The sequence below is a fragment of the Dolichospermum sp. UHCC 0406 genome (assembly GCF_009712025.1).
Classification (GTDB): Bacteria; Cyanobacteriota; Cyanobacteriia; order Cyanobacteriales; family Nostocaceae; genus Dolichospermum; species Dolichospermum lemmermannii.
Window position 1 is genome coordinate 334,229 of sequence record NZ_VILA01000026.1, and the last position, 25,000, is coordinate 359,228.

General features: G+C 37.3%; 21 protein-coding genes. 9 read left to right on the forward strand and 12 right to left on the reverse strand.

Annotated elements, in window-relative coordinates:
* Nucleotides 1-152: 152 nt before the first annotated feature.
* Together FJR09_RS21795 and FJR09_RS21800 are read right to left on the reverse strand one after the other, a co-directional pair.
* Nucleotides 153-380: a hypothetical protein gene (locus FJR09_RS21795; RefSeq protein WP_168653270.1), complete on the reverse strand. Its 228-nt coding sequence runs from the start codon at nt 378-380 to the stop codon at nt 153-155.
* A gap of 84 nt (nt 381-464) precedes the next feature.
* Nucleotides 465-1,088, reverse strand: coding sequence for a sigma factor-like helix-turn-helix DNA-binding protein (locus FJR09_RS21800; RefSeq protein WP_015080735.1), 624 nt, complete (start codon nt 1,086-1,088; stop codon nt 465-467).
* A gap of 303 nt (nt 1,089-1,391) precedes the next feature.
* Between FJR09_RS21800 and FJR09_RS21805 the strand changes: the two genes are divergently transcribed.
* Together FJR09_RS21805 and FJR09_RS21810 are read left to right on the forward strand one after the other, a co-directional pair.
* A complete protein-coding gene (locus FJR09_RS21805; protein ID WP_148765565.1) occupies nt 1,392-1,988 on the forward strand; it encodes a glyoxalase-like domain protein in 597 nt (198 codons plus the stop codon).
* Between the two features lie 1,081 nt (nt 1,989-3,069).
* A complete protein-coding gene (locus tag FJR09_RS21810) occupies nt 3,070-4,305 on the forward strand; it encodes a glycosyltransferase family 4 protein (RefSeq protein ID WP_148765567.1) in 1,236 nt (411 codons plus the stop codon).
* Nucleotides 4,306-4,704: 399 nt separating this feature from the next.
* Here FJR09_RS21810 and FJR09_RS21815 read toward each other — a convergent pair whose 3' ends face one another.
* The 3 genes from FJR09_RS21815 to FJR09_RS21825 all read right to left on the reverse strand — a co-directional run bounded on the left by FJR09_RS21815 (nt 4,705) and on the right by FJR09_RS21825 (nt 8,724).
* A complete protein-coding gene (locus FJR09_RS21815; RefSeq protein WP_168632882.1) occupies nt 4,705-6,096 on the reverse strand; it encodes a malic enzyme-like NAD(P)-binding protein in 1,392 nt (463 codons plus the stop codon).
* Nucleotides 6,097-6,263: 167 nt separating this feature from the next.
* Nucleotides 6,264-8,450 (reverse strand): HAD-IIB family hydrolase, encoded by a 2,187-nt coding sequence (locus tag FJR09_RS21820; protein WP_168652909.1) that lies wholly within the window; start codon nt 8,448-8,450, stop codon nt 6,264-6,266.
* Nucleotides 8,451-8,508: 58 nt separating this feature from the next.
* On the reverse strand, nt 8,509-8,724 hold the full coding sequence (locus FJR09_RS21825) for a hypothetical protein (protein ID WP_168652908.1): 216 nt from the start codon (nt 8,722-8,724) through the stop codon (nt 8,509-8,511).
* Nucleotides 8,725-8,821: 97 nt separating this feature from the next.
* Here FJR09_RS21825 and queG point away from each other — a divergent pair, with 97 nt between their 5' ends.
* Together queG and FJR09_RS21835 are read left to right on the forward strand one after the other, a co-directional pair.
* The gene (queG, locus tag FJR09_RS21830) at nt 8,822-9,796 is read left to right on the forward strand and encodes a tRNA epoxyqueuosine(34) reductase QueG (RefSeq protein ID WP_168652907.1); all 975 of its coding nucleotides are present in this window, start codon (nt 8,822-8,824) and stop codon (nt 9,794-9,796) included.
* Nucleotides 9,771-10,406, forward strand: a complete 636-nt coding sequence (locus tag FJR09_RS21835; protein WP_148765575.1) for an HAD-IA family hydrolase — start codon at nt 9,771-9,773, stop codon at nt 10,404-10,406. Before queG ends, FJR09_RS21835 begins: the two co-directional genes overlap by 26 nt.
* An 84-nt stretch (nt 10,407-10,490) precedes the next feature.
* On the opposite strand, the gene recA is transcribed toward FJR09_RS21835, so the two are convergent.
* The gene (recA, locus tag FJR09_RS21840) at nt 10,491-11,567 is read right to left on the reverse strand and encodes a recombinase RecA (protein WP_168632878.1); all 1,077 of its coding nucleotides are present in this window, start codon (nt 11,565-11,567) and stop codon (nt 10,491-10,493) included.
* 514 nt (nt 11,568-12,081) lie between these two features.
* The gene (gene dpdE, locus FJR09_RS21845) at nt 12,082-15,399 is read right to left on the reverse strand and encodes a protein DpdE (protein WP_371416387.1); all 3,318 of its coding nucleotides are present in this window, start codon (nt 15,397-15,399) and stop codon (nt 12,082-12,084) included.
* Between the two features lie 206 nt (nt 15,400-15,605).
* On the opposite strand from dpdE, the gene FJR09_RS21850 reads away from it, so the two are divergent.
* Nucleotides 15,606-16,055: a thioesterase family protein gene (locus tag FJR09_RS21850; protein WP_015080744.1), complete on the forward strand. Its 450-nt coding sequence runs from the start codon at nt 15,606-15,608 to the stop codon at nt 16,053-16,055.
* A gap of 2 nt (nt 16,056-16,057) precedes the next feature.
* On the opposite strand, the gene FJR09_RS21855 is transcribed toward FJR09_RS21850, so the two are convergent.
* From FJR09_RS21855 to menA, 3 genes are all read right to left on the reverse strand, one after another.
* Complete coding sequence (locus FJR09_RS21855) at nt 16,058-17,425, reverse strand: 2-succinylbenzoate--CoA ligase (protein WP_015080745.1); 1,368 nt, start codon at nt 17,423-17,425, stop codon at nt 16,058-16,060.
* Nucleotides 17,410-18,354 carry an o-succinylbenzoate synthase gene (locus FJR09_RS21860; RefSeq protein WP_168632875.1) on the reverse strand — a complete coding sequence of 315 codons (945 nt, stop codon included), beginning with the start codon at nt 18,352-18,354 and terminating at the stop codon, nt 17,410-17,412. The genes FJR09_RS21855 and FJR09_RS21860 overlap by 16 nt, the downstream gene beginning before the upstream one ends.
* An 84-nt stretch (nt 18,355-18,438) precedes the next feature.
* On the reverse strand, nt 18,439-19,338 hold the full coding sequence (gene menA / locus FJR09_RS21865; RefSeq protein ID WP_015080747.1) for a 2-carboxy-1,4-naphthoquinone phytyltransferase: 900 nt from the start codon (nt 19,336-19,338) through the stop codon (nt 18,439-18,441).
* A 431-nt stretch (nt 19,339-19,769) separates the two neighbouring features.
* On the opposite strand from menA, the gene FJR09_RS21870 reads away from it, so the two are divergent.
* Complete coding sequence (locus FJR09_RS21870; RefSeq protein WP_168632873.1) at nt 19,770-21,185, forward strand: isochorismate synthase MenF; 1,416 nt, start codon at nt 19,770-19,772, stop codon at nt 21,183-21,185.
* 186 nt (nt 21,186-21,371) lie between these two features.
* On the opposite strand, the gene FJR09_RS21875 is transcribed toward FJR09_RS21870, so the two are convergent.
* Together FJR09_RS21875 and FJR09_RS21880 are read right to left on the reverse strand one after the other, a co-directional pair.
* Nucleotides 21,372-22,697, reverse strand: coding sequence for a glutamate-5-semialdehyde dehydrogenase (locus FJR09_RS21875; RefSeq protein ID WP_168632872.1), 1,326 nt, complete (start codon nt 22,695-22,697; stop codon nt 21,372-21,374).
* 100 nt (nt 22,698-22,797) lie between these two features.
* On the reverse strand, nt 22,798-23,064 hold the full coding sequence (locus tag FJR09_RS21880; protein ID WP_015080750.1) for a hypothetical protein: 267 nt from the start codon (nt 23,062-23,064) through the stop codon (nt 22,798-22,800).
* 1,174 nt (nt 23,065-24,238) lie between these two features.
* Here FJR09_RS21880 and gvpA (FJR09_RS21885) point away from each other — a divergent pair.
* From gvpA (FJR09_RS21885) to gvpJ, 3 genes are all read left to right on the forward strand, one after another.
* Nucleotides 24,239-24,454: a gas vesicle structural protein GvpA gene (gvpA, locus tag FJR09_RS21885; RefSeq protein ID WP_015080752.1), complete on the forward strand. Its 216-nt coding sequence runs from the start codon at nt 24,239-24,241 to the stop codon at nt 24,452-24,454.
* Nucleotides 24,455-24,559: 105 nt separating this feature from the next.
* Entirely contained in the window at nt 24,560-24,775 is a 216-nt protein-coding gene (gene gvpA / locus FJR09_RS21890) for a gas vesicle structural protein GvpA (protein WP_015080752.1), read from the forward strand.
* A 105-nt stretch (nt 24,776-24,880) separates the two neighbouring features.
* On the forward strand, nt 24,881-25,000 hold a 120-nt coding region (gvpJ, locus tag FJR09_RS21895; protein WP_174783364.1), incomplete at its 3' end, for a gas vesicle protein GvpJ.

The following is a 25,000-nucleotide window of genomic DNA, read 5'->3' on the forward strand; positions in this document are numbered from 1 at the left end:
CCTGATTAGGTGAATTTTCAATTTCTATTTTATAAATTTCTATCTCTCTCCTAGTTATACTATCATATTTCTCTTTGATTCGTGATCATGACTTATTTCCTATTTTTTAATTTAATTTAGATAGATCCCCGACTTCTAGATCCCCGACTTCTTCAAGAAGTCGGGAATCTGGGATTTTGACTATTAATTTTATAAACTAATAAACTTTGTTGCTTGCTATCTTCTAATTTCTGGGCTATGGAAATAGCTTGTTTATATAAAGCCTTGGCTTTGGTAAAGTTATCCATGTTTTCAGAGATTTCCCCAGAGACGACTAAATATTTTAAATCTTCTGCGGGATTTTTATTTACTTCTGTAATTGCGACACGGTTTTGTAACATTATCTGAGAAATTCAGCCCTAGCATTTTCCCTTTGGTTTTGGACAGCAGACGAGCTATTGTGATTATTATAGCTAAAGTTAGGACTAAATCCCAGCCTCGCCTAAGTAAATAGCCCGAATATCAGCAGGTAATTTATCTTCTAGCATCAGATAACCTTCCTGGAGAGAACTTGCTACTTCAGCGGGGGAAATTTGTTCTCCTTCAGCTTGCAAATATGCAGCAATTCTGGTTTCACTCCAGTGGAAAGTTTGTGCCATTAAGACGATTAATCGTGATCTTGGTGGGAGTTGATCTAATGCCCGTTCTACATAGCACCATAGCGGTGGTGATGTATCCTTGAGAGAATAATGAATAGCTTCAGTGGGTGGTAGTTTAATCTCATTAATATGGAATGCCGTGATATTAATTAACCAATTTTGTAAGGTTAAGGATTCCGTCTCTGTCGCTGCTTGGTTTAAATTCAGTCCACCTAGTTCATAATATATATTGCGCCAAATCAGAGCAAACAAATAATCAGCTCGCACAGGCGATCGCGCTGAATGCCGAATTAAGGTGTAAACTATGGGGCTATAACGGCAGAAAATCACCGTAAAATACTTGCCATAATCAGGATATTGCTGAAATAGACTCAGTAGTTCTTGATCACTGTGGTGAAATAGCGACTTCACTAATGGGTGATTAGCTTCGGGAAAGTGGGGAATTTGCACAATCTCTGGACTAGATAACTGTTAAAAGAATGCAGAATTTAGAATTTAGAATTTAGAATTACGTTTTGCAACGGGGATTTTACCCCGACGCAAAACCCGCTGCTTGTAGAAGCAGGGGACTTTAACCCCCAAAGGTAAGTTAAAATATACCAGGGAATGGTGATGTGATAGCTAACAATATTTGCAAGTCAGTTAATTTGTCAATGTCAGACAACCAGACTATTGATAAACTAGAAACTAGGACTTAATGTTAGTCTTAACTGACAACTAAAAGCGTCTCCTTTATTGTGATCTTGTTTGTTCATGGTTATAGAAGCTAGTTCCCTAATGTTCCTGCCAAGTCCACTAACTTTCGGCTCGTTTTTGCCTTCCCTGCCCTTGGATAGCCTGTTCTCCACCCAGGGGATTATGATTATGCTGCTGGCAGCTTACGCGGGCGCTATGTGGATGTTTTTGAGTAGCGCACCTAAAGTTTATACTGTCATGGTATCAGATTTAGAAGTTGCCCGACAGTTATATGCAGGTTTGCTAGATTTGCCAGTGGCGGAAGTCCCTTTGCACTATTATTACAACTACGAGCAAACTATCGGTGCAACAGGTATTGATCCGCTATATATGTCTGCTAGTCCCAGTTGGTCTAATAACACCATGAATAATGGTAATGACGGGCTGTGGTATCAACTCAAGAAAAATACTCAATTACATATTATCACTGGTGCAAGTTTAGGCAAAAAAGATCAGCATCGTCATGTTTGCTTTGATCATGATTGTCTAGAATTAATTTTAATGCGGGTAGAAGTCAGGGGTTTAAAGTTTAAAATTCGCAACCAAAAGCCTTTGAATTTTTTAGTTAAGGATTATGAAGGGCGCGTCATTGAAATGGCTGAAGTTGCTAATTAGTCATGGGTGTGTTGGGTTTTCCTGACGCACCCTGAATATTTTTTATCTCCCTGTTACCTACCTAAACAGTTGATAATCATCTAAACAAGATTGTTTTAACCGATCCAAATTTTTTCTATAAATAATTTTGTTGCTAATAGATTTTTCCGGATAGAGTTGGAATATTTAGCACCTATATTTTAGGGGGTGTTTGAAAAGTTATGGTTGATGTATCAAATATTTTTTACCCCACCCTAACCCTCCCCTTGTAAAGGGGAGGGAACTGGATTTTTATTGTTTCCCCCCAAAGCATAGGGGGGACTAAGGGGGGTAGCAATGTGATGAAAATTACGGAATACCACTTTTCAAACATCCTCTTAGGGGGTTTTACTTTTTACTGATAGCTGAAAGATTCTATATATCTATGATTACCAGTTAGAGGTATTCAAATTTAACATGAAGTAAATGCAATAATTGATACCTTAACAAATGATAAAAAATATGTCAGTAACAACGGTGAAAATAATGGGAATAAATGCTATGACTCAGATTCCCAAATTACTCATATTTTCTGGCGATTTGGCACAAAAATAGCCCATATTTAGAGTATTCTAGAAACAATAGTTAGATTTAACAACTTTCCGAGTAGTTTCTGAGTAATCTCTTGGGAAGATAACTGATAAATTATGACTATATTTGATTATGTAGATAACTCATCTATCACTGATAAATTCCAGAAAATTAACCGATAATTGGCAGCAAAATAAGTGATAATTTGATAGTTTTGTTAACCATGTGTTGGATCATTTCTAGAAGAACTCAGAATACTTATTAAATCAAGAATAGAGAGAAGTGATATCTTAGAAAAATAACTCAAGCTAACTCTAAAATCCGTGATTATTCTGACAAATCTGAATGCTCACAAATTTAATATTTAAGAGAGGGATGAGATTTTTTTTGAATCAACAGAATCTAAAAATCCTATTTCTATATACAGCAGAATTCAGTGGGAATTTACCAGTGCTAAACCCATACAGAAGTAAAAGCCTTTTATTGAATTTAAGATAATGCCCTAATTCCAGTTAATTTATCAAGCTTAATTATGGAAAATATATCACAACTAGGGTCACAAGTTAGAGATAAAACAGCTTACCCAGATATTCTCGTTATTTCCCGAATATTCCGCCCAGAAGAGGCTGTAATTGGTGAATATGTCTATAATCGTTGTTTACAAGATCCAGATCGGGTAATTGTCTTAGCTGGTGGTTGTCATGGAGATAAAAAATTTGATAAATCTCAGCAATTTCCAGTTTATCGTTGGTTTCATTTTCCGGCTTGGTGTGATAACTGGTTAGGAGATATTTGTCAATCTGGTTTCAATATTATTTGCTCTTTGCTACTAGCTATTAAATTATATTTTCGCTATCATTACCGCTACATTGAATGGTGTCATGGTTATGATTTCCCAGCGGTGTTGGTACTCAGTTATATTTTACCAATTCGCTTTTTTATCTATTTACATGGTAATGATTTATCACGTACAGTTAATAACCCGTTGTGGAGATGGCTGTTAAAATTAACTCTCACACGTGCTGATGGAATTGTTTGTAATAGTTCTTATATTCGGAATTCTTTAAGAAATACTTTTCGTTTAGATACACCTACTCATGTAATTAATCCGGTAGTGAGGCCAGAAAGATTTGGTAATCCTACTAGTCTTAGTCATATTAATGATTTACGTAACCGCATCCGTCAGACTTACAATATTTCGGAAACAGCAATTGTAATTCTTTCTGTTGGTAACTTGGTTAAATATAAAAACTTTGATCGAGTAATAGACAATATTCCCGTATTACTAACTATTGGTGTGGATGTTCATTGCATTATTTGTGGTGAAGGAAATTGTGAAACTCAGCTAAAATCTCAAGCGGAAAGGTTACGAATAGATAAACGGGTACATTTCGCTGGTTATGTACGAGAACGCGATTTAGCTGGTTATTATGCAGCCTGTGATATTTTTGCGATGTTGAATTCCGATAATTATGAAGATGCAACCACAGATAACTTTGGTGTAGTTTATTTAGAAGCTGGTTACTTTGGTAAACCTGTCATTGCTTCCCGCTTGGGTAGTGTTTTAGATGCGGTTCATCATGAAGAAAATGGCTTATTAGTAAATCAAGATTCTGGTTATGAAGTTTTGCAAACTTTCAATCGGATGTGCCAAGATTCACAGTTACGGGAAAAACTTGGCCGTCAAGGTAAGGAATTAGCGAAACGGAAAAACTATCATCGCTGGTTATATACTCCTGAGTCTTCCTATTCTTGTTTGTTGAACTAATGTCAGCACATAAAACAAAACTAACTGTGCTTCCATAGCAATAGGTAATAGTTAAGGCTTGCTGAATAAACCGAAAACCTATATAGATTAAGAGTTTCCCGGTTAAAAAAGTGAATTAGGTGCAAGGAATAAGGATTGAAACCATTAAAAACCTATCACTTTCTGAAATTTGAGACTATTCTTCTCTCCTTTTAATTCTTCCTCCTGACTCGGTGACTCCTGACTCGGTGACTCGGTGACTCCTGACTCCTAGCCCTCACGAAAAGACTTTTTCAGCAATCCCTAGTTAGGCGCGTTTTATTACATTCCTAGAACCGTCAGGCGTTCGGTGAAGCGTTCAACTTAGATGATGTCGCAGTCTGAGTCGAACCGTCGAACGCTGGCCATTCCACAAATTAATTAATTTTGAGCAATACCTTCTTCCCGTGCGGCTTGTTGGACAGCAGCAGCCACAGCAGTAGCCACCCGCTTATCAAAAACAGAAGGGATAATATGCTCTCGATTCAAATCCGCAGGTTTAACTAAAGAAGCGATCGCACTGGCAGCTTGTAAACACATATTAGTAGTAATCGTCCTAGCCCGACAATCTAAAGCCCCACGAAACACCCCAGGAAACGCCAGGACGTTATTGATTTGGTTGGGGTAGTCACTTCGACCCGTAGCCATAACAGTGACGTTTTTAGGCACTAATTCTGGCTGAATTTCGGGAATGGGATTAGCCATTGCAAACACAATTGCATCCTTCGTCATTCCCTGAACCATTTCTGGTGTTAAAACTCCCGGTGCGCTGACACCAATGAAGACATCTGCACCTTGGACTGCACCGGCTAAAGTTCCTTGGGCTTTAACAGCAAATTCCAGTTTTTCAGCGGTCAAATCAGGACGATTGGTGGAAATAATCCCCTGAGAATCACACATCAAAATGGTTTCTGCACCGGCTTTGCGGAGTAACCGAGCGATCGCAATCCCCGCCGCACCAGCACCATTAATCACAATGCGGATATCTGCAATGGATTTTTGGATAAGTTTGAGAGAATTAAATAATGCTGCTAAGGTGACAATGGCTGTCCCATGTTGGTCATCGTGAAAAATGGGGATATTTAATTCGGCTCGCAGTCTTTTTTCAATTTCAAAACAGCGCGGTGCAGCGATATCTTCTAAATTCACACCACCAAATACGGGGGCAATATTTTTAACTGCTTTGACAATCTCATCTGTATTTTGAGTATCTAAACAGATGGGAAAAGCATCCAGTCCAGCAAACTCCTTAAACAGCATGGCTTTTCCTTCCATGACTGGTAAAGCGGCTGCTGGTCCCAAATTGCCCAAACCGAGGACTGCACTGCCATCAGTGACGATCGCCACCGTGTTCTGTTTGATTGTTAGATTGTACACTTCTTCGGGATTTTCGGCGATCGCTTTACATATTCTGCCGACTCCTGGAGTGTAAGCCATTGCTAAATCAGAAACACTTTTGAGCGGAATTCTACTGACAATACTGATTTTACCACCGCGATGTAAATTAAAGGTGCGGTCATAAACATCAATTACCTGAATATCTGGTAATTCCTTTACCGCTTGGACAATGGTTTCCGCGTGTTCCGTACTCGCGGCATCAACTGTAATATCACGGGTAGATTCTTGACGGCTTTGTTCAATTAAATCAATTTGTCCGAGATTACCACCAGTGGCAGCGATCGCTTGGGTAACAGATGCTAACATCCCCACTCGATTGGGAATCTGTAACCGCAGGGTAACACTAAAACTAGAATTAGGAGTAAGATTTGTCATGGTGCTATTTCGATTTTAAATTTTAGATTTTATATTGTATTGCTACGGGAAATTTTATTTTCACAAAAAAACCGTGGGATCCAAATTAATTAGATTTTCAGAATTATCGAACGCTGATAAACGCCGATAAACGCCGATAAATATGGATGAAATAAGTACCAAGACGGTTATGGTGTTGGTGATAAGTTACCGAAAAAGTCATAATGATCTAAAGCTTCTAAAATCCCCCAAGCATAATTTCCCCCAGCAAAGTAAATTTGTGGCAAACCTCGCAGCTTCTCAATTTCTTGGCTGTGATTTCCCACCACAACAGCCAGAGTATTACCAGCTAACATTGATTCATCATTACCTGAAGCCCCAGCGACTAAGAAACGGTGAACAGGTAAACCCCATTTTAAAGCAGCATAACGGATAGCATCTCCTTTAGAAGCGCGAATAGGTACTAAGTCTAGATACATATTATGGCTATAAAATCCTTTGACATGGAGGCGATGTTGGCGCAGACGGCGGGTAATTTCTCGAAAACTAGGTGATTTCGTCTCATCCACAAAATAGCTAATCTTAAACTTACCCTGAGCATCAGGAGGTTGCAATTCCACCCCAGGTATATCCTGCATGACTTTGCGAATTTCTGACCGTCGCCAATTATAGGCAATGTGCCTTTGCCAACTTGTATCTGTGACTATCTGGGGACCGTAGTAGATCTCACTTCCCGCTGATGTAATCAACAAATCTGGCAGAGGGAAACGCCATTCCTCTAACATACTTAATGTACTTTTGAGACTGCGCCCGGTGGCAATACCCACTCCAGTTGTATTCCCTTGATCACGAATTCTCTGAATTAACTTTTCTAAAGCTTCCTCATCACCTAATAGAGTATGATCAATTTCGCAAACTAGAAACCGATCAGCCGTTGGTAAATGATTGGTATCTGGTACATTCCAATCTGGATGTTCATCTGCGGGAGATTTAACCAGAGGACTCAACAGAGATTGAATGCGTTTTTGGGGCAATAATTGACGGACTTGCTCTAAATACTGCTCTACGTGACTATCCCAAGAGAAATGTTGACAAACATTAATCATGCCATTTTTAGACCATTGTTGCCATTGTTCTGGATTGGTGAGAGATGCTCGCAAAGCATTTTGGATATCTTGAATATTCAAAGGATCAATCAATAATCCATTCTGACAAGCAGCGAGAATATCCCGCGGACCACCATCAGCCGTAGCAATGATCGGCACACCACAGGCACTAGCCTCAATTAATGTCAGTCCAAATGGCTCTGTCAGGGCTGGGTTGATAAATACTCCCTGGGTTTTTGCCGTGAGCCGGTATAAATCTGGCACATCATCAGCATTATGGTGTTTAGGATAAGCAATATGACCATAAAGATCGTAGCGATCTATTAATTGTAATATCTCCACAAATACCTGACGCGGACCCGATTCCATCGCCAAAATATCCTCTCGTTTGCCTAGTATTAGTACCAGATTGGCCAATTGGCGCAATTCGGGATCTTCGCCATAAGCCTTAATGAGACTACTGACATTTTTCCGGATAGCCGGGCGAGAAATCGCCATAATTATCGGCTTTTGCAGGTCTTTGAGAAACTTTTCTAATTCCTTTTGAATAGGTGGATTTTGCCAATGATCCGGGGCTGGGTAAAAACGCTCTAAGGTGACACCTGGGGGGATAACTACCATGCGTTCTGGTTGATAGTGATCGTAAACGCTGTATTGTTCTTCAACCTCTTGATTAGTGCTGGCTATAACTAAAGCTGCACTACCAAGGGTAATTTCTTCAGCTTCAATTCTGGTACTAATATGAAAATTATCTTCAATAGTTTTCTGTTTAGTACCATGTTCTAATAATCTTTGTTGCTTGATGCGTCCTAGAGAGTGACCTGTATGGACTAGAGGGATGCCTAGCCAACCGGCAACTCTAGAACCCACGTATCCGGCATCAGCATAATGTGTATGAATAATATGGGGAATTTTGCCAACTTTGCGAATATGTCTGAGCAATTCATCTGCAAAGGTATCTAAATGTGGCCAGAGAACTTCTTTGCGGAGGTAGCGTTTGGGACCACAGGCAATACGAACAATTTGGACTTTATCTGCAAGAACTTCTACTGGTTGAGCATAATCGGGGCTAACTTTTGGGTCATTTACCAACCGCGTTACTAAGTCAACTCTTGCTACTTGGGGATTTTTAGCTAATGTGCAAGCAAGTTCAACTGCGTATTTGGTTTGCCCACCAGTATCAGCATCTTTGCCTAACTCTAGATTATTACCGCGAATTAAACCATGAACGCTGACGAGTAAAATATACAACCCTGAGTTGTTTGACACAGTGCTGATTCCTCCATTATTAGCAATAAATCCAGCATTTCTGCCTGATTTATTATAGTTATATCACCACTAATGCACTAAAGGTTACAGGTTTTTCCGTCAGCGTCAAGATCAGGATCATCAACAAGTTAATTCTTGATATCGGTTCGGGAATGTTACGCAGCACCATTAAATACAAAGTTGAGCAAATTGGTGGTGTGGTTGTAAAAGTTCCGACCCGGTAGTTCATACTAATATCTGTTCCCCAATCAATTAAAATTTTATGTGTAGCCACAAATAAATTACCAATTGTCCTGTCCCATATTGAGAAATGTGTTACCAAACAATGTGTTGGCAATTTCTGGAGTTTGAGCTAAATTTCCCCTAAAAAAATGAATGAATATACATCAATTAGCAGCGCAGTAGTGAAAGCAAAAGCCAAAGAGTTGGGATTTCACGAAGTGGGTATTGCTGCTGTCGGTAATTTAGAGAGAACAGAGACAGAAAAATTGCAAGCTTGGCTAAAAATGGGTTATCACGCTGACATGGAATGGATGAAAAATCCCAAACGTGAGGATATTAGTTTAGTTATGCCAGAAGTGCGATCGCTCATATCTGTAGCATTGAATTATTATACTCCCCAGGAACGGCCGCAGGGGGATGAATACGGGAAAATTTCCCGTTATGCCTGGGGACGGGATTATCATCGAGTGATGCACAAAAAGCTGAAGGAATTGGCTATTTGGCTAGAATCCCTGGGCGAAAATGTCAAAGCCCGTTATTATGCAGATACAGGGCCAGTCCAAGATAAAGTTTGGGCGCAAAAAGCCGGCATTGGTTGGATTGCTAAAAATGGGAACGTTATTACCAGAAAATATGGCTCTTGGGTGTTTTTGGCAGAAATATTAACCAATTTGGCACTAGAAAGCGATCGCCCATCTACCCAACATTGCGGAACTTGTACTCGTTGTTTGCAAGCTTGTCCTACAGGTGCAATTACTGAACCATTTGTAGTAGATGCTAATCGCTGTATTGCCTATCATACAATTGAAAACCGGGCTGAGGAATTACCCGCAAACATTACACATCATTTACAAGGATGGGTGGCAGGTTGTGATATTTGTCAAGATGTTTGTCCTTGGAATCAACGATTTGCTCAAGCAACTGATGTCACTGATTTTCAACCCTATCCTGGAAATTTAGCCCCCAAGCTGGTAGAATTAGCCCAAATATCAAATGAGGAGTGGGATAAAAGATTCACCGCATCAGCCTTGCGACGCATTAAACCGGAAATGTTACGACGTAATGCTCGCGCTAATCTTGACGTATCCAGGCATAATAATGACCCAGAAAGTAATAATTTTTGATTTTGATGGGACGATTGCGGATACAGTAGATGCTCTTGTGACTATTGCCAATCGTTTAGCCCTGGAATTTGGATATGTGCCAATTAATTCGCAAGAACTAGTTCTCCTGAGAAATTTAACAGCCAGAGAAATTATTAAATATTCTGGTGTTTCCCTATTCAAAATTCCTTTTATGGTTAAAAAAGTCAAAGGAGAATTAAAACATAAAATCCCAGAATTAACACCTATTGAGGGAATTAATGCCGCATTAATAGAACTCCATAATCAAGGTTATCACCTGGGAATCATTACTTCTAACTCTCAAGAAAATGTCAATCAATTTCTCAAGTGCCATAATTTAGATTATTTGTTTGACTTTATTTATTCAGGAGTCACTATTTTTGGGAAAACCACAATTATTAATAATGTGTTACGGCAAAAACAGTTCAAACCAGAAGTAGTAATTTATGTAGGAGATGAAACTAGAGATGTAGAATCTGCCAAAAAAGCTAATATCAAAGTGGTTGCAGTCAGTTGGGGGTTTAATTCTTCCGAAGCCCTAGGTAAGCAAAACCCAGATTTCTTAATTCATCATCCTCGTGAATTATTGGATGTAATTAAAAGCTGTTAAGAGGATCTTTTTAGATCATATTATTGTAGAGATGTTCCATGGAACGTCTCTACTTTTTCTCCTGACTCCTGAATTCTCCTATGTTTATTCTTCTTCTAAATCAGTTTCTTCTTCCTCTTCAACGTCATGAGGTTGAACTACAGAATTAGCAGAAACTACCGCACCCTTATCGAGTTTTTCCAGAACTTGTTCCTTAACTTTGGCCGCAAATTCGGGTTTTTCTTCTAAATATTTAATCGCGTTATCTCGACCTTGGGAAATATTTTCACCACTGTAGCTATACCAAGCACCTTTGCGAAGAAGAACACCAGTTTCTTCGGCTATATCCACTAAACAACCAATGGTAGAAACTCCTTTGCCAAAGATAATGTCAAATTCGGCAATTCTAAAAGGTGGTGCAACTTTATTTTTCGCTACTTTGACTTTGACCCGGTTGCCAAATTCATCAGTTCCTTTTTTTAAAGTTTGAATTCTGCGAATATCCAAGCGCACGGAAGCGTAAAATTTCAGCGCATTACCACCCGTTGTAGTTTCTGGACTACCATAGGTGACACCGATTTTTTGCCGCAACTGGTTAATAAAAATAACTGTGCATCCAGATTTACCAATATTACCAGTAATTTTCCGTAGGGCTTGACTCATTAACCGAGCTTGTAAACCTACGTGAATATCCCCCATATCCCCTTCAATTTCAGCGCGGGGAACTAAAGCGGCAACGGAGTCAATAACAACAATATCAACAGCCGCAGAACGCACAAGTTGGTCAACTATTTCTAATGCTGATTCGCCATTGTCTGGTTGGGAAACAAGTAAGTTGTCAATATCTACACCCAACGCAGCGGCATAGGTAGGATCTAGGGCGTGTTCAGCATCTACAAATGCGGCAATACCGCCATTTCGCTGCACTTCTGCGAGGGCATGAAGGGCGACGGTAGTTTTCCCAGAACTTTCTGGTCCGTAGATTTCGATTACCCGTCCTTTAGGTAAACCACCACCTAAAGCTAAATCTAGGGTGAGCGCCCCGGTGGATATTGTTTCTACCTTCATGCGGGTGGCATCACCCAGGCGCATAATTGCTCCTTTCCCGAAGCTGCGCTCAATTTGTCCCAGGACGATATTTAACGCTTTTTGCTTGCCAGAAGTCTCGGTATTAGCTGCCATTCTTGCCTCTAAGTATAGGATTTTTCAAAATTACTGGGACGGGAGTTTTAATAGAACGGATATACTATCCTAACCGGAAAGTGTGCCAATTAGGAATATTTACAAAATTTAGGTTTGCCAAGCTCCTAAGGCGATCGCTGAAAGATTATAGCATTTTAGATTGAGAATTGCGAAAGACTGACTAACCCTCTTCTGTCACTCTCCGAATTAAACAAGTAGTAAATGAACTAAATTATCCAGAAGAATAAAAGGGAAGAAATCCATTCATTGCATCAATAAGCTGATTAAATCCAAGCAGTAAAGGTTCTTATACTCTGCACAATATTCATCTATAACTCTCACTGTTGGCTGGGCATCTCTTGCCAAATGCTTTAAGATTTGTAATTCTACATCCATTGCTCCACCTGCCTTGTAGAGTTTTATTTGCTGATCCTTTTATTCATTATACTCGGAGAGTGACAGAAAAGGGTTATTAACCAATGGAGTATTTAAGTTATCACAAATCAATCTGTCATTATTCACCTTCCTGATTTAGCTGTAAATTTTGTCCAGAAACAATGATAAAACCCACAGAATCTAAGCGAATATGTGGTTGTCTAATTCCGGCAATAATTTCTTGGTTTAATGCTGTTTCTTGCAAAAGTTCTTGCTGTAATAGTGGATCATTAATTTGCTGTTCTTGATTAAATCTATTAATCCTTAAACGAAGTTGTTCTAATCTTTTACCAAGCTTTTCTTCGGCACGTTTAGCACTTTTTTCGCACAATTCTTGAAAATCTGGACGTTGAGATAAGAGATTTAAACTGGAATTACTAGCACGACAACAAAAATCAGCCCATTGACTAGATTCAACAAAATCATCAAGAATAGATAGGCGATTTTTAGCTAAGTTGTAATCTCGATAGGGACTACCTTTAGCTTGATAAGGAGTTTGTAATATTTCCAGTAGTTCTACGTCTTCGACAATGCTCATAGGTTCATGACGAGCATCAATAAATATGGTTTCTAAACTGGGTGCAAATAGTCCGTCTGCTAATCTTTGGATGGTTTTTAATTGAGCGGGGTTTTTAACACATTTGGCTAAGTTGGTTTCGATGACATAGTTGAATTGAAAACCAAACCATTCCCTCCCTGGACTAGCATCCCAAGATGGTGCAAATCTCCACATTGCAAAGCATTGTCCTCGATCATCCCAATGAATATAAGATGATAGGGAGTCAATAAATCTTTCACCAATTCGATAAAGATTAACTTGGGTATTTCTGTTAGCAACTCTGCGGTTGAAAGTGCCGATATTATTTGTACAAGCTGCGAAATGAGTTTTTAGTTCATCTAATGATATCAAGGTATTTTTATCAGGATAATAGCTAATTACTCCTTCTTTATTCACATCTAAACTCCGCCGAAAGTTGATGGTTTGGCAAATCCAAGCTTCAGTTGCTTGCTGCATTCGTTGATGACAAGCATCATCATCATCTAATGTTTGAAAATATTCTGTTGCATTATCATCAAGGGCATCAATTTCATCAATTGCATATTGTTCATTAATCTTCAATAGTTCTCCTTGGATTTGTTCCTGGAGTGGCTCAACCATTGCTAATATTCCCGCAGCACTCAATTCAAACAAGGTTGTTTCTAATTCTGGCAGTTTTTTATCTATATAAAACTGCAAACTCGCAATTGATTGCTGAAAGATATTAAAACCATTTTTTAATAGTTGAAACCAAGCATTATGAGGACTATCTTCTGAATAAATACCCAGAAATACACAAGATTGGAAATTGATTTTACTCCCAATGCGATCAAGTCTGCCGATTCTTTGTTCTAAACGGTTAGTTGATAAGGGAATATCAAAGTGAATTAACCAGTCTGCAAACTGGAGATTATGTCCTTCTTCCCCAGAGCGATCGCATACAAGAATAAAGCAATTTGGGTTATTCTGGAAATCAGTTAAATTCTTCTCTAGCTTTGCTCTTGATTCCCCAATTTGATGACTAACTACTGCTGTTTCTCCAAAGGTCTGAATTAAATAGCGGACAATTTCTGTGCAGGTTTGTCCAAAACTTGTAAAGATAACAAATTTAGGGAGAATATCATCAGAAACAGGCCTACGAATTCTCTGCTGTATTTTTGTGAGTAGATCTTGCTTATTTCGACGCACAGATGGCGGTAGTTTGAAATAAATACCCAACTGATTTAACAGCATTGTTTGTAAATGATCGATCCTTTCTCCTTCTTCTGCACGTTGTTGAATCGTTTTCAGTAAGGATGTTAAAATCTCCTCTTCACCTGCAAACTTTTGTGTTTGCATCAAGATATTGATATCTTTTTCTCCAAACTCCTGCACAAGTTTTTGTAACTGGTTCTTATTACCTTGACGTGCTGTAATTACCTGTTCTAAGATTCCTAACCAAGTCCCAGATGCTAGGAAAAATAGTAGATAAATCCGCTGATATTCCTGTTGATGAGGTGCAAGAGAACGCCATTGATCAAGAAGTTCGTGAATATCAATTGCTCGCTCGTCTAAATCATATTCTTCTTGAGGAACAATATTTCTGTCAAAAATAACATCTTCTACCGAAGCCCGACGGTTACGTAACATTCGCCGATGTAAACGATAGGTTTCGCTGATATGGATGCGAATAGACTGAATAATTGCATCTGTTTCCGTGGCTTTTGTTTGTAAACAATTTTCCAAATCATTCGCCAAACTTAATAAATATTTATCTTCTGCAAATAGGCTACGCAGCAGCTTAATATTAGATTTGATCACAAAAGGATTTACACCTTCTTTAAAAGAGAAAAGAAGTTTACCAATCTGTTGACGATTTTCCACTCTGGCGCGAAACCCAACTAAATCATTGAGGTGATAGGTGTCAGGATCAAGTAGATGTAACATTGCCAAAAAATCTCTCTCATTACTGAGTACAGGAGTTGCAGATAATAAAAGTAAGCGATCGCTTTTATGGGCAATATGTTTACAAAGTTCAAATATTTGACGTTCTCCAGAATTTTGAGAATTTGCCAAAGCTGCAATATGATGAGCTTCATCTATAATCACAAAATCAACTTTTACTCTGGGATTAATTTTCTGAAGTTCATCAATAGTAATGATGGCTACTCGCTTAGGAAAATGGGAAAGATAAAATTTTTGTTCTAATTCTTGTCGCCATTGCGCCACTAAATATTGGGGAACTATAATTACTGCCCGCCCTTTTGGTTCATCTAACAGGTATTGGCGCAGAATTACACCAGCTTCAATGGTTTTTCCCAGTCCCACCTCATCTGCTAACAAATAGCGTTGTATAGGGTCTTCTAGCACCCGCCGCACAACTTCAACTTGATGAGGATAAAGCTGAATATTTGCAGATATTAGTCCTGTCATTCCGCGACAAACAGCACGTTGGGAAATCAGGGCTTGCACAAAGGTCAATCGTCTATCATAAAAGTAGGGTGTTTCATGAGCTTTGATGGACAAAGTTTCCATGGGGTTTGCTTGAGGAATATTGCAGCGCACATAAATTTCCTCTTCGCTGACAAAAATCACTTTTTTATCAGGTAAGTGAACTTCATATTCTTCAATTTCTTCATCCCAAGCCCAGACTCTACCTATTATCCAGACAGCTTGGCTTTCTAGCCAGATATAGCATCGAGTTTGACGTTGTAGCTTGGTTTGAGATAGGGCATTTAATAGGAAAGTTTCGGATATGCGTTGACTAACAGAACAGAAATACTCAACTGTTGCTTTTGTATCAGATATATCAATTACCTTTGCTACTCCTAAATTATTTGTCTGAGAATGCACCAATGAACCAAGCTGTATCATATTCATAGTCAACTATTTGCTGTAATTATTGTTGTATTATGTTGCTGAAAAAACAATTGTGCAAAATCACACTGCATTAGTGATTATTGCATAAAAAACTTGCTGTTACAAAAGATATCGAATAACCATAGGTTGGTTTTTATTAATTATTAATAGTTAATATGAAATAAAATGATGTGTGATAGTAAATTTGAATTGAGGAAATTTTCAACATGGCTTTTACATATTACTACACTGTCCGATTTCAAGATACTGATGCGGCTGGAGTCGTTTATTTCGCCAATATTTTCAGAATTTGTCATGAAGCTTATGAGGTTTCATTAGCAGCTTCTGGTATTAATCTTAAATCATTTTTTACTAATCCATCTGTAGGTTTTCCTATTGTTCATGCTAATGTAGATTTTTTTCGTCCTATGTATTGTGGTGACAATTTAGTGATTAGTTTGTTACCGGAAAAAATAGGTTCGGATAAGTTTGAAATTACCTATGAAATGACAGGAGATGAAGTAATGGTTGCTAAGGCAATTACTAGGCACGTTTGTATTGATGCCAGTAGTAAAATTAAGCAGGAATTACCAAATTATATGAATAATTGGTTAGAAACGAACCACAGAGACGCAGAGGGCGCAGAGAGAAGAAGGTCGAGGGAGGAGGTTATGTGATTTCAGGATATAGAGGATATAGATCCCCGACTTCTTAAAGAAGTCGGGGATCTGATTAGAAAATCTTCGGCGATTTGTTGGAGTTGTTGACGGTTGATTTTACCTTGGGCGTTACGGGGTAGGTTTGGTAGGGAAATCCAATGTTTGGGAATTTTGAATTTACTCAGTTGATTTTTTATTTGGGTTTGAATTTCTAGGTAAGAAATATTTTGATCTTTGGGAATATAAATGGCTGTTAATGCTTGTCCCCAATATTTATCAGCTATACCAATTACACAAACATCAATTACCATTTGAGTTCTTCTAATCGCTGATTCAATTTCTGTTGGGTAAACATTTTCCCCACCTGTAATGATTTTGTCGCTATTCCTGCCAATAATATGTAAGTAGCCTTGATGATCTAAAAAACCAAGATCATCAACTATAAAGTTATTTCTATTTTCCCAGATTTGGGGATAATAACCTAATGCTAAAGATTGACTTTGAATATTTATATTTCCCGGTGGATTGTCAATGATAATTTTAACATGGGGTAGGACTTTTCCACTATTAAATTTACCTTGTAAAAATTCATCCGGTTTGAGAGTTGCTATTTGAGAAGCGGTTTCTGTCATTCCATAGGTAGGTGCTAATCTAATTTGATGATATCTCGCTTTTTCTAATAGTTCATCCCACGGTGGCGCACCTCCTAACAGAACTGTAGAAAATTTTGATAGCCATTGGGTTAATTCGGGATTTTGGAGAAGTTTTTGTAATTGGGTGGGAACTAAAGATATAAAGAAATCGGCTGGGTTAATATTGGGTATTTGAGAAGTTTCTAATTTTTTAGATGAGGTAATTACTAATTTACCTCCTGTTGTGAAGGAACGCATAAATTGCATTAATCCACTCACATGATACAATGGCAATATACAAAATGAATTAACTACATTTATGGAAAAATATTCTGTAAATCCTTGCACTGAAGTAGTTAATGTTTCCCATGTATGAATAGCAAATTTTATCTTTCCTGATGAACCACCCGTAGGAATCATGATAGTATTAGTAATTGGTAATTCATAATTGATAATTGGTGATTTTGAAAAGTGATAATCTATTCCTAAAACTATATCTGGTTGCACTAAATTAAAGACTTGTTCCCATTCAGCTTGACTCCAATCTGGGTTACAGAGAAAAACCGGACATTTAGCCGCACAAGCTGCAATAAAACTGGCTAAAAATCTCACTGGTGATCTTTCTGCAATAATAATTTTTGGGGTTGATAACTGAGTTAATTTTAAATATAATTCTGTGGCTATTTGTGGTAATTCTTGACTATGATCACAAATTAGCCAATCATAATTTTGTATATTATCTAAAAGGTTTTCCATAGACTTTCTAGCCAGTTTGATTCTTGTAGTTGAAAAAAGTGGTTAATTCCAAAACCAACAGCGCGGTTATTACCAGATAATTCTGCTGCTAATTGTAATGCAGCTTGTCTCCCAATTTCGGTTTCAAATACCGATGAAAATACAACATCAATTTGATGTTTTTTCCAAAACTCCCTTAACCGAAATGGTGAACCGACTATTCCCGGTTTAATCACAAAAATTTCCCGCCAACCTTTCTGAAAACATAATTCTAATTGGTGAAGATTGGCGATAGATTCATCTAAGGCTATTGTTGTAAAATATGAATTACTTAATTCTTGCATTTCTGTAAATTTATCTACAGGTAAAGGTTGTTCGATAAATTCAATTTTCGGTAAGAATTGATCACATTTTTGTAACCATAATTCAGCTTCTTGATAAGTAAGTCCCCCATTAGCATCTAAACGTAATTTTGCTGATATTGGTAAACTAGAAATTAGTAAATCAAATATTTCTAATTCTTGATTTATATCATCAACAGCAATTTTCCATTTAAATGTTTTATATCCTTGTTCCCATAAATTACCCCATTGATTTAAAGCTAATTTTCCCGCTGATAATAAGCCGCTGTAGGTGAGATTAAAATTAGTAGCTTTTTCCATAACCAAAGCAGATTCAAAAGCAAATTGACAGGCTGGTAAATTATCTGGAATCGCTAAAATTATCTCTTGAGTAATTGCTTTTGGAAGTTGATAACAAAAATCTAAAGCTTGTTTGATAGTTTCTGAACCAAACCAAGAAATGGGAGAAATCTCCCCCCAACTAACATTATTTTTTGCATCAATCAAGCGAATAATGATACATTCGCGGGTTTCCCAAACCCCATGATTAGTAATAATGGGATTTGTGAATTTTTGACTAAAGTAACGGAAGGAAAATTGATAAACCATGAAGGACTTCCAAATAAAAAACATTCAAACTCTCATTCCTCTGTGTCCTCTGTGCCTCTGTGGTTCGTTTATTCTTAATGTAACTTAACCAAACATAAATCCTAAACCCAAAAATAAGCAACTCACAAACTGAACTCTGATAGCGATGAATTTAGAATTACTTACTTTGTCTGGTTGGTTGTGATTTTCTAAAACATGACGACATAATTTCACCGCAAAAGGTAAACTCAGAAAACTAAGTAATGTCCAAATTGGGAAAATATTCAAAATCACAAATAACAAAATTAGAGGATAAATACTCGCAGTAAAACCCACTAAAACCTTTGCACCAGTGTGAGTTCCTAGACGCACAATAGGAGATTTCTTTCCTGCGGCTATGTCATCTACAACTTGATGAAAATGGGAACAAAATAACACTAAACTGGTAACAATGCCCAAAATTACCGAAGCTGCTAAATTGGTCATAGACCAGGTTTGAGTTTGACTATAATAAGCCGCACTCATACCCAAAGGACCAAAGGCAAAAAAGCAGAGAATTTCCCCTAAACCTTGGTATCCTAGACGGAAAGGGGGACCTTGGTACATATAGCCCAAACAGCAGCATAAGAGGATTATAGCAATAACTGTGGGGTCTTTTTGCAAAATAGCGATCGCTATTATTCCCAACAAACCCAAACCTAAACACAGGTTTCCTATCCAAAACATTAAGGTTTTGTTACCAGTTAAATTCACCAATGAATGATGTTTATTCTGATCAATTCCTGTTTCGGCATCAAAGACATCATTACTAATATTTTCCCAAGCTAAAATCAAAATTGCCGCAGCAATAAACAAGGAGAATATTATGGAATTAAAAATCTTTATTTCCCTAAATGCTACCGCCGAACCTACCCAAATTGGCATAATAGCAACACTGTACATTGGCGGTTTAATAGCCGCCATCCATAGTTTAGCTTGAGGTGGTGAAATCTGAGTTGAAGTCATCAGTTGTGATTAATTAAATTACCAGAACTTTGGTTATCAGTTAAATTTTATAATTTTGCATGATACTTGACTAGTACACAACGGCGTAAGTTAATCAACCATTAAAAATTTGACAAAAGCTTGTGTAATCTGCTTTTTTAATTTTTAATTTTTAATTTTTAATTCCGCACTGCGGTACTAGCTATTTTAGATTTAGGATTGTTGATCACTTATCGGTACAATCAATAAATTACCAAAAAATGCTAGTTTTATGATTATAGGCGAATATCCTGCCATGAAACCCGCTATCTTGCCGCCAAAACAGGATAAACCCCATAATCAGGCTAAGTTTATGCTGGTTAATGGTGACTGAATTACGTTACCTATAAAAATACCACCATGATTTATTACATTTTAGGAAGATAACTTAATAAAAATTAACTTATACATCCATGACAATTTCACCATGTCGCAGCCACACCTTTGTAGACTACAAATACCTTAATCAATTACTATTAGAGATTCAGGAAAATTGCCGTCGCCATAATTATAGTAAAATTGTGAGTATTCCCCTAGAAATTGGCTTAGTTGATCCTTTGCTGGTTTTTGATCAATTTAATCAGAAAAATACCATAAACTTTTATTTTGAAAATAAAAGTAATGGTGAAGCAATAGCAGCAATTGATACTTTAGATAAAATAGAAATTTCTGGTAAAGATAGGTTTACAGAATCAGAAGAATTTATTAAAAATTGTCTGAAAAATATAATTCCTATTTCTCACGAAAATCAGACTTTTTCCCTACCTCGATTTTTTTGTACTTTCAGTTTTTTTGATCAGCATAAAAAAGTAGATTGTCCATTTCCTTCTGCTACGGTTTTCCTACCTTGTTGGCAAATAGCTTTAAAAAATAATCGCTGCACATTAGTAATGAATACAATTATCAATTCTAGGATTAAGATTAGCAGAATATTGGATAATTTACAACGCCATTTAGAAATTATTAGATCTTTGCATACCCATTCTCTAAATATTGATAAATTTCCCTTAAACTTATATAAAAAAATCACTAATAACGGTGAAAAATTTAAAACTTCTGTTTCCTCAGTTTTAGAAATAATTCATGCTAACCAGTTAAGAAAAATTGTTTTAGCTGATATCTTAGATGTCAGTGCTAATCATGATTTTAACTTATTACAATCTTTAAATAATCTCCGCCAAATACATCCTAATTGCAATGTATTTTCCACCAGTAATGGTCAAGGACAAAACTTTATTGGTGCTAGTCCAGAACGATTAATTAGTATTCACAAACGACAGTTAATTACTGATGCTTTGGCAGGTTCTGCACCGAGGGGAAAAACACCCACAGAAGATGCTACAAATGCTAACAATTTAGTTAATAGTACCAAAGAAAAACACGAACATAAACTGGTTCTAGATTTTATTACTCAACATTTATCTCAACTGGGTTTATTCCCCCAAGTTTTAGCCCCCAGACTGCGACAATTATCTAATATCCAACATTTATGGACACCAATTAGTGCAGTAGTTCCCAATAATATTCACCCTTTACAAATCGTTGCTAAACTGCATCCTACTCCAGCAGTTGCCGGGGCAGCACGAGATATTGCTTGTGCAGAAATTCGCCGTTATGAAAGTTTTGAAAGGGGTTTATATGCAGCCCCTTTAGGTTGGGTAGACGGAGAAGGAAATTGTGAATTTATTGTGGGGATTCGTTCGGCTTTAATTGATGGTAATTATGCCAGACTGTATGCAGGTGCGGGTATTGTTGCTGGTTCAGATCCTCAAAAGGAATTTGCCGAAGTGCAACTTAAACTACAAGCTTTATTAAAAGCCTTAGTTTAAAGACTTTCCCTCGTTCCTAGACTCCGGCTAGGAATGCCAGCTATGAGGCTCTGCCTCCCGTCAAATATATTTCCTTGTACTCCGACTAGGAATGCCAGCTATGAGGCTCTGCCTCCTCTATCACTAGCGGCAGAGCCGCAATTCAGCATTCCCAGTCAGAGACTGGGAACGAGATTAATAATATGATTACAAATCACGGTGACTAAATGATTTTGCATTTGCACCTGTGTAGCTTTTGACAATATGTCCATTCCCAGACATTTGATATTTATATGTGATTAAACCTTCTAAACCAACAGGTCCACGAGGTGGCATTTGTTGGGTACTAATTCCCACTTCAGCACCAAATCCATAACGGAAACCATCAGCAAAACGAGTAGAACAATTATGATAAACTCCCGCTGCATTAACTAAGCCTTGAAATGTTTCTGCGGCTGTAATATCTTCAGTAATGATTGCTTCTGTGTGCCGAGAACCATAATTTTCAATATGGGATATTGCTTCATTTAAAGAATCAACAATTTTAATAGCTAAAATTAAATCGCTGTATTCTGTTTGCCAGTCTATTTCTGTCGCTGTGGCAATATCAGATAAAATTTGTATAGTCCGTTCATCACCTTTTAATTCTACATTTTGTGCTTGTAAAGCTGTGGCAACTTGGGGGAGAAATTCGGCAGCAATGCTACTATGAACTAGCAAAGTTTCAATGGCATTACAAGCAGCGGGATATTGAATTTTAGAATCTACAGTAATACTAATAGCTTTGGCAATATCAGCGGCTTGATCTACATAAAGATGACAAATGCCATCAGCATGACCTAATACGGGAATGCGGGTATTATCTTGGACAAATTTCACAAAAGCATTAGAACCTCTGGGAATAATTAAATCTACATATTTATCTAATTGCAAAAGTTCTAATATTTCTTCTCTCGTGGTTAACAATTGCACCACATCAGGATTAACTGCTGTGTGAGATAATCCTTGTTTAATGGCTTTAACTATGGCTGTACAAGAATGTATTGCTTCTTTACCACCTTTGAGAATGACACCATTACCGGATTTAATTGCTAAGGAAACTATTTGAATTGCGGCTTCGGGACGGGCTTCAAAAATGATGCCTAAAACGCCTAAAGGACAGGTAATGCGTTTGAGAATTAAACCAGTGTCAATTTCTCGATGAATTTGGACTTTACCAATAGGATCTTCTAGTTTACCAACATCTCGCACACCAGCGATCGCATCCCTTAATTTATGTTCATCTAACTGCAACCGTTTATAAAGGGGTTTAGCGATTCCTGCCGCTGTTGCTGCGTGACAATCAGCCAGGTTTGCTTGCAGAATATCATCTTTTGCCAATTCTAAAGCTTGAGCGATCGCTTCAATAGTTTGATTTTTGGCCTCAGAGGAGAGAACTGCCAGCTTACTAGCAGCTTGACGGGTTTGTTGAGCGATAGCTTCGCTGGTAGTAGGTATCGCAGATAGAGGAGAAATAATTTTGAAATTAGTCATAAGAATACCTGGTAAGTGGGAAACCTTTGAGGAAAAAATTAGCTGAAACAGCTAATTTTTGACCCTATTTTTTGAAATTCACCAAATCGAGTCTAGACACTTAACCTTCTTGAACTCGACGTTCAAATTCTTCGGAAGTTTTGCCAATTACATCTAAGGCTGAGGGATAGATATCATTATGCTCCTGTTTCAGCCAGCCTAAGAGATTGGCAATCTGAGCATTCCGTAAATCTAAATCAGTCTGAAAAATGATTGAAGTCGCCATCGCTTCAGCATATTGACGTGGATGACCTTGCTGCACAAAAACATCCACCAAAGCGGCTAAAGCTGTCTGTGGAATATTAACAGGAGTCCCTTCTGTAGACATAATTTCTGAAAAAAATAAAATTCACAGGCCATTTTAATTTAAACCACGTTCAAGATGAAACCTGTAGTTTATCGAATTACCCCACCCCGTTTTTGCTTTAGCAAAACCTACCCTCCCCTTACCTAAGGAGAGGGGATTGAGGGAAGAGGTTTTAAACTGACAAAAACTTCACTTTAGGTTTCAAGATGGATGAGGTAAGTACCTGGATAGAATTAATTACTATTATTTATTTACCAATCCTTTGTCCATTAAGGATTTCAGTCCATTAAGGATTTCAGTCCAAATATTTGTGTAATTAATTTTGTCTCATTACTTATATCTATAGGAATTTGATTGGAGTAGCCATCACGAACTAGTTTACTTTTCGTTACATAAGATACTGCGTTTTTTCCTGCCCGTCTATTATTAAGTATTAATACTTATTTGTGTAGCTTTTTTTCATTAAAACAATTTGTAAAAGTTCACGTAATTTAGGCTGTATATATAAAGATCCAGTTTGATCTTTAAAAGGAAAGGATACGTAGGGTGTGTTAGCGACATTCCAAAGCACCATTATCAAAGATTTTATGCATTCAAGATTCCATCTGATCACGCTAAAATACTTAGTTTTGTATGGCCACGTATGCTATGAAAAATACAATAGTAATCATAGGAAAAATACAATAGTAATCATACGGAAAATATAATGATAATCATAGAAAAAATACAATAGTAGTCATATAGACAAAATATATAATGTGCTTTTTAGATATTTCAAGGTAATTTTTAATGGATAATTTTACCACTTAGGATTTGCTAATAGATCCTAGAGTGGCGTTAAATGTTATACATGAAACCCTTACACAGTAATAATTTTACGGATATTAAATAATAATAATAATAATAATCATATGCAATAAACAAGCGTTATTCTATAAATTCATTACTGTGTAACTTTCTTAGCGGTCTCTAAGTTTGAAAAATATTATGCTATCCAGATTTTGTACGTATTGATGATTTAGCATGATGTATATTTTCACTTAATTTCATTTTTCCCTCATTTTCTGTGACTCATAAACTTTACATTTCTTGACTGAATTTTACTTTACATCATAAAAATTAGATGATAGTTTGTTTAAGGGTTAAGCAATTACTTAATCGATAGTCATAAAACTAACAACAAGGAATTAAAAAAATGGCAGTTGAAAAAACCAATTCTTCCTCCAGCTTGGCAGAAGTTATTGATAGAATCCTTGACAAAGGTATCGTAATTGACGCTTGGGTTCGTGTTTCCTTAGTTGGTATCGAATTACTAGCAATCGAAGCTCGGATCGTTATCGCTTCCGTTGAAACCTACTTGAAGTATGCTGAAGCAGTTGGTTTAACCCAATCAGCAGCAGTACCTGCTTAATTTAATTAAGCAAGTTCCCAAGTAGGAGAATAACCATGACTCATATTTATAGTTATTCTCCTCATTTCCCAAGTTTCCGACAACAAATAACAAGGAATTAAAAAAATGGCAGTTGAAAAGACCAATTCTTCCTCCAGCTTGGCAGAAGTTATTGATAGAATCCTTGACAAAGGTATCGTAATTGACGCTTGGGTTCGTGTTTCCTTAGTTGGTATCGAATTACTAGCAATCGAAGCTCGGATCGTTATCGCTTCCGTTGAAACCTACTTGAAGTATGCTGAAGCAGTTGGTTTAACCCAATCAGCAGCAGTACCTGCTTAATTTAATTAAGCAAGTTCCCAAGTTAGAGAATAACCATGACTCATATTTATAGTTATTCTCCTCATTTCCCAAATTTCCGACAACAAATAACAAGGAATTAAAAAAATGGCAGTTGAAAAGACCAATTCTTCCTCCAGCTTGGCAGAAGTTATTGATAGAATCCTTGACAAAGGTATCGTAATTGACGCTTGGGTTCGTGTTTCCTTAGTTGGTATCGAATTACTA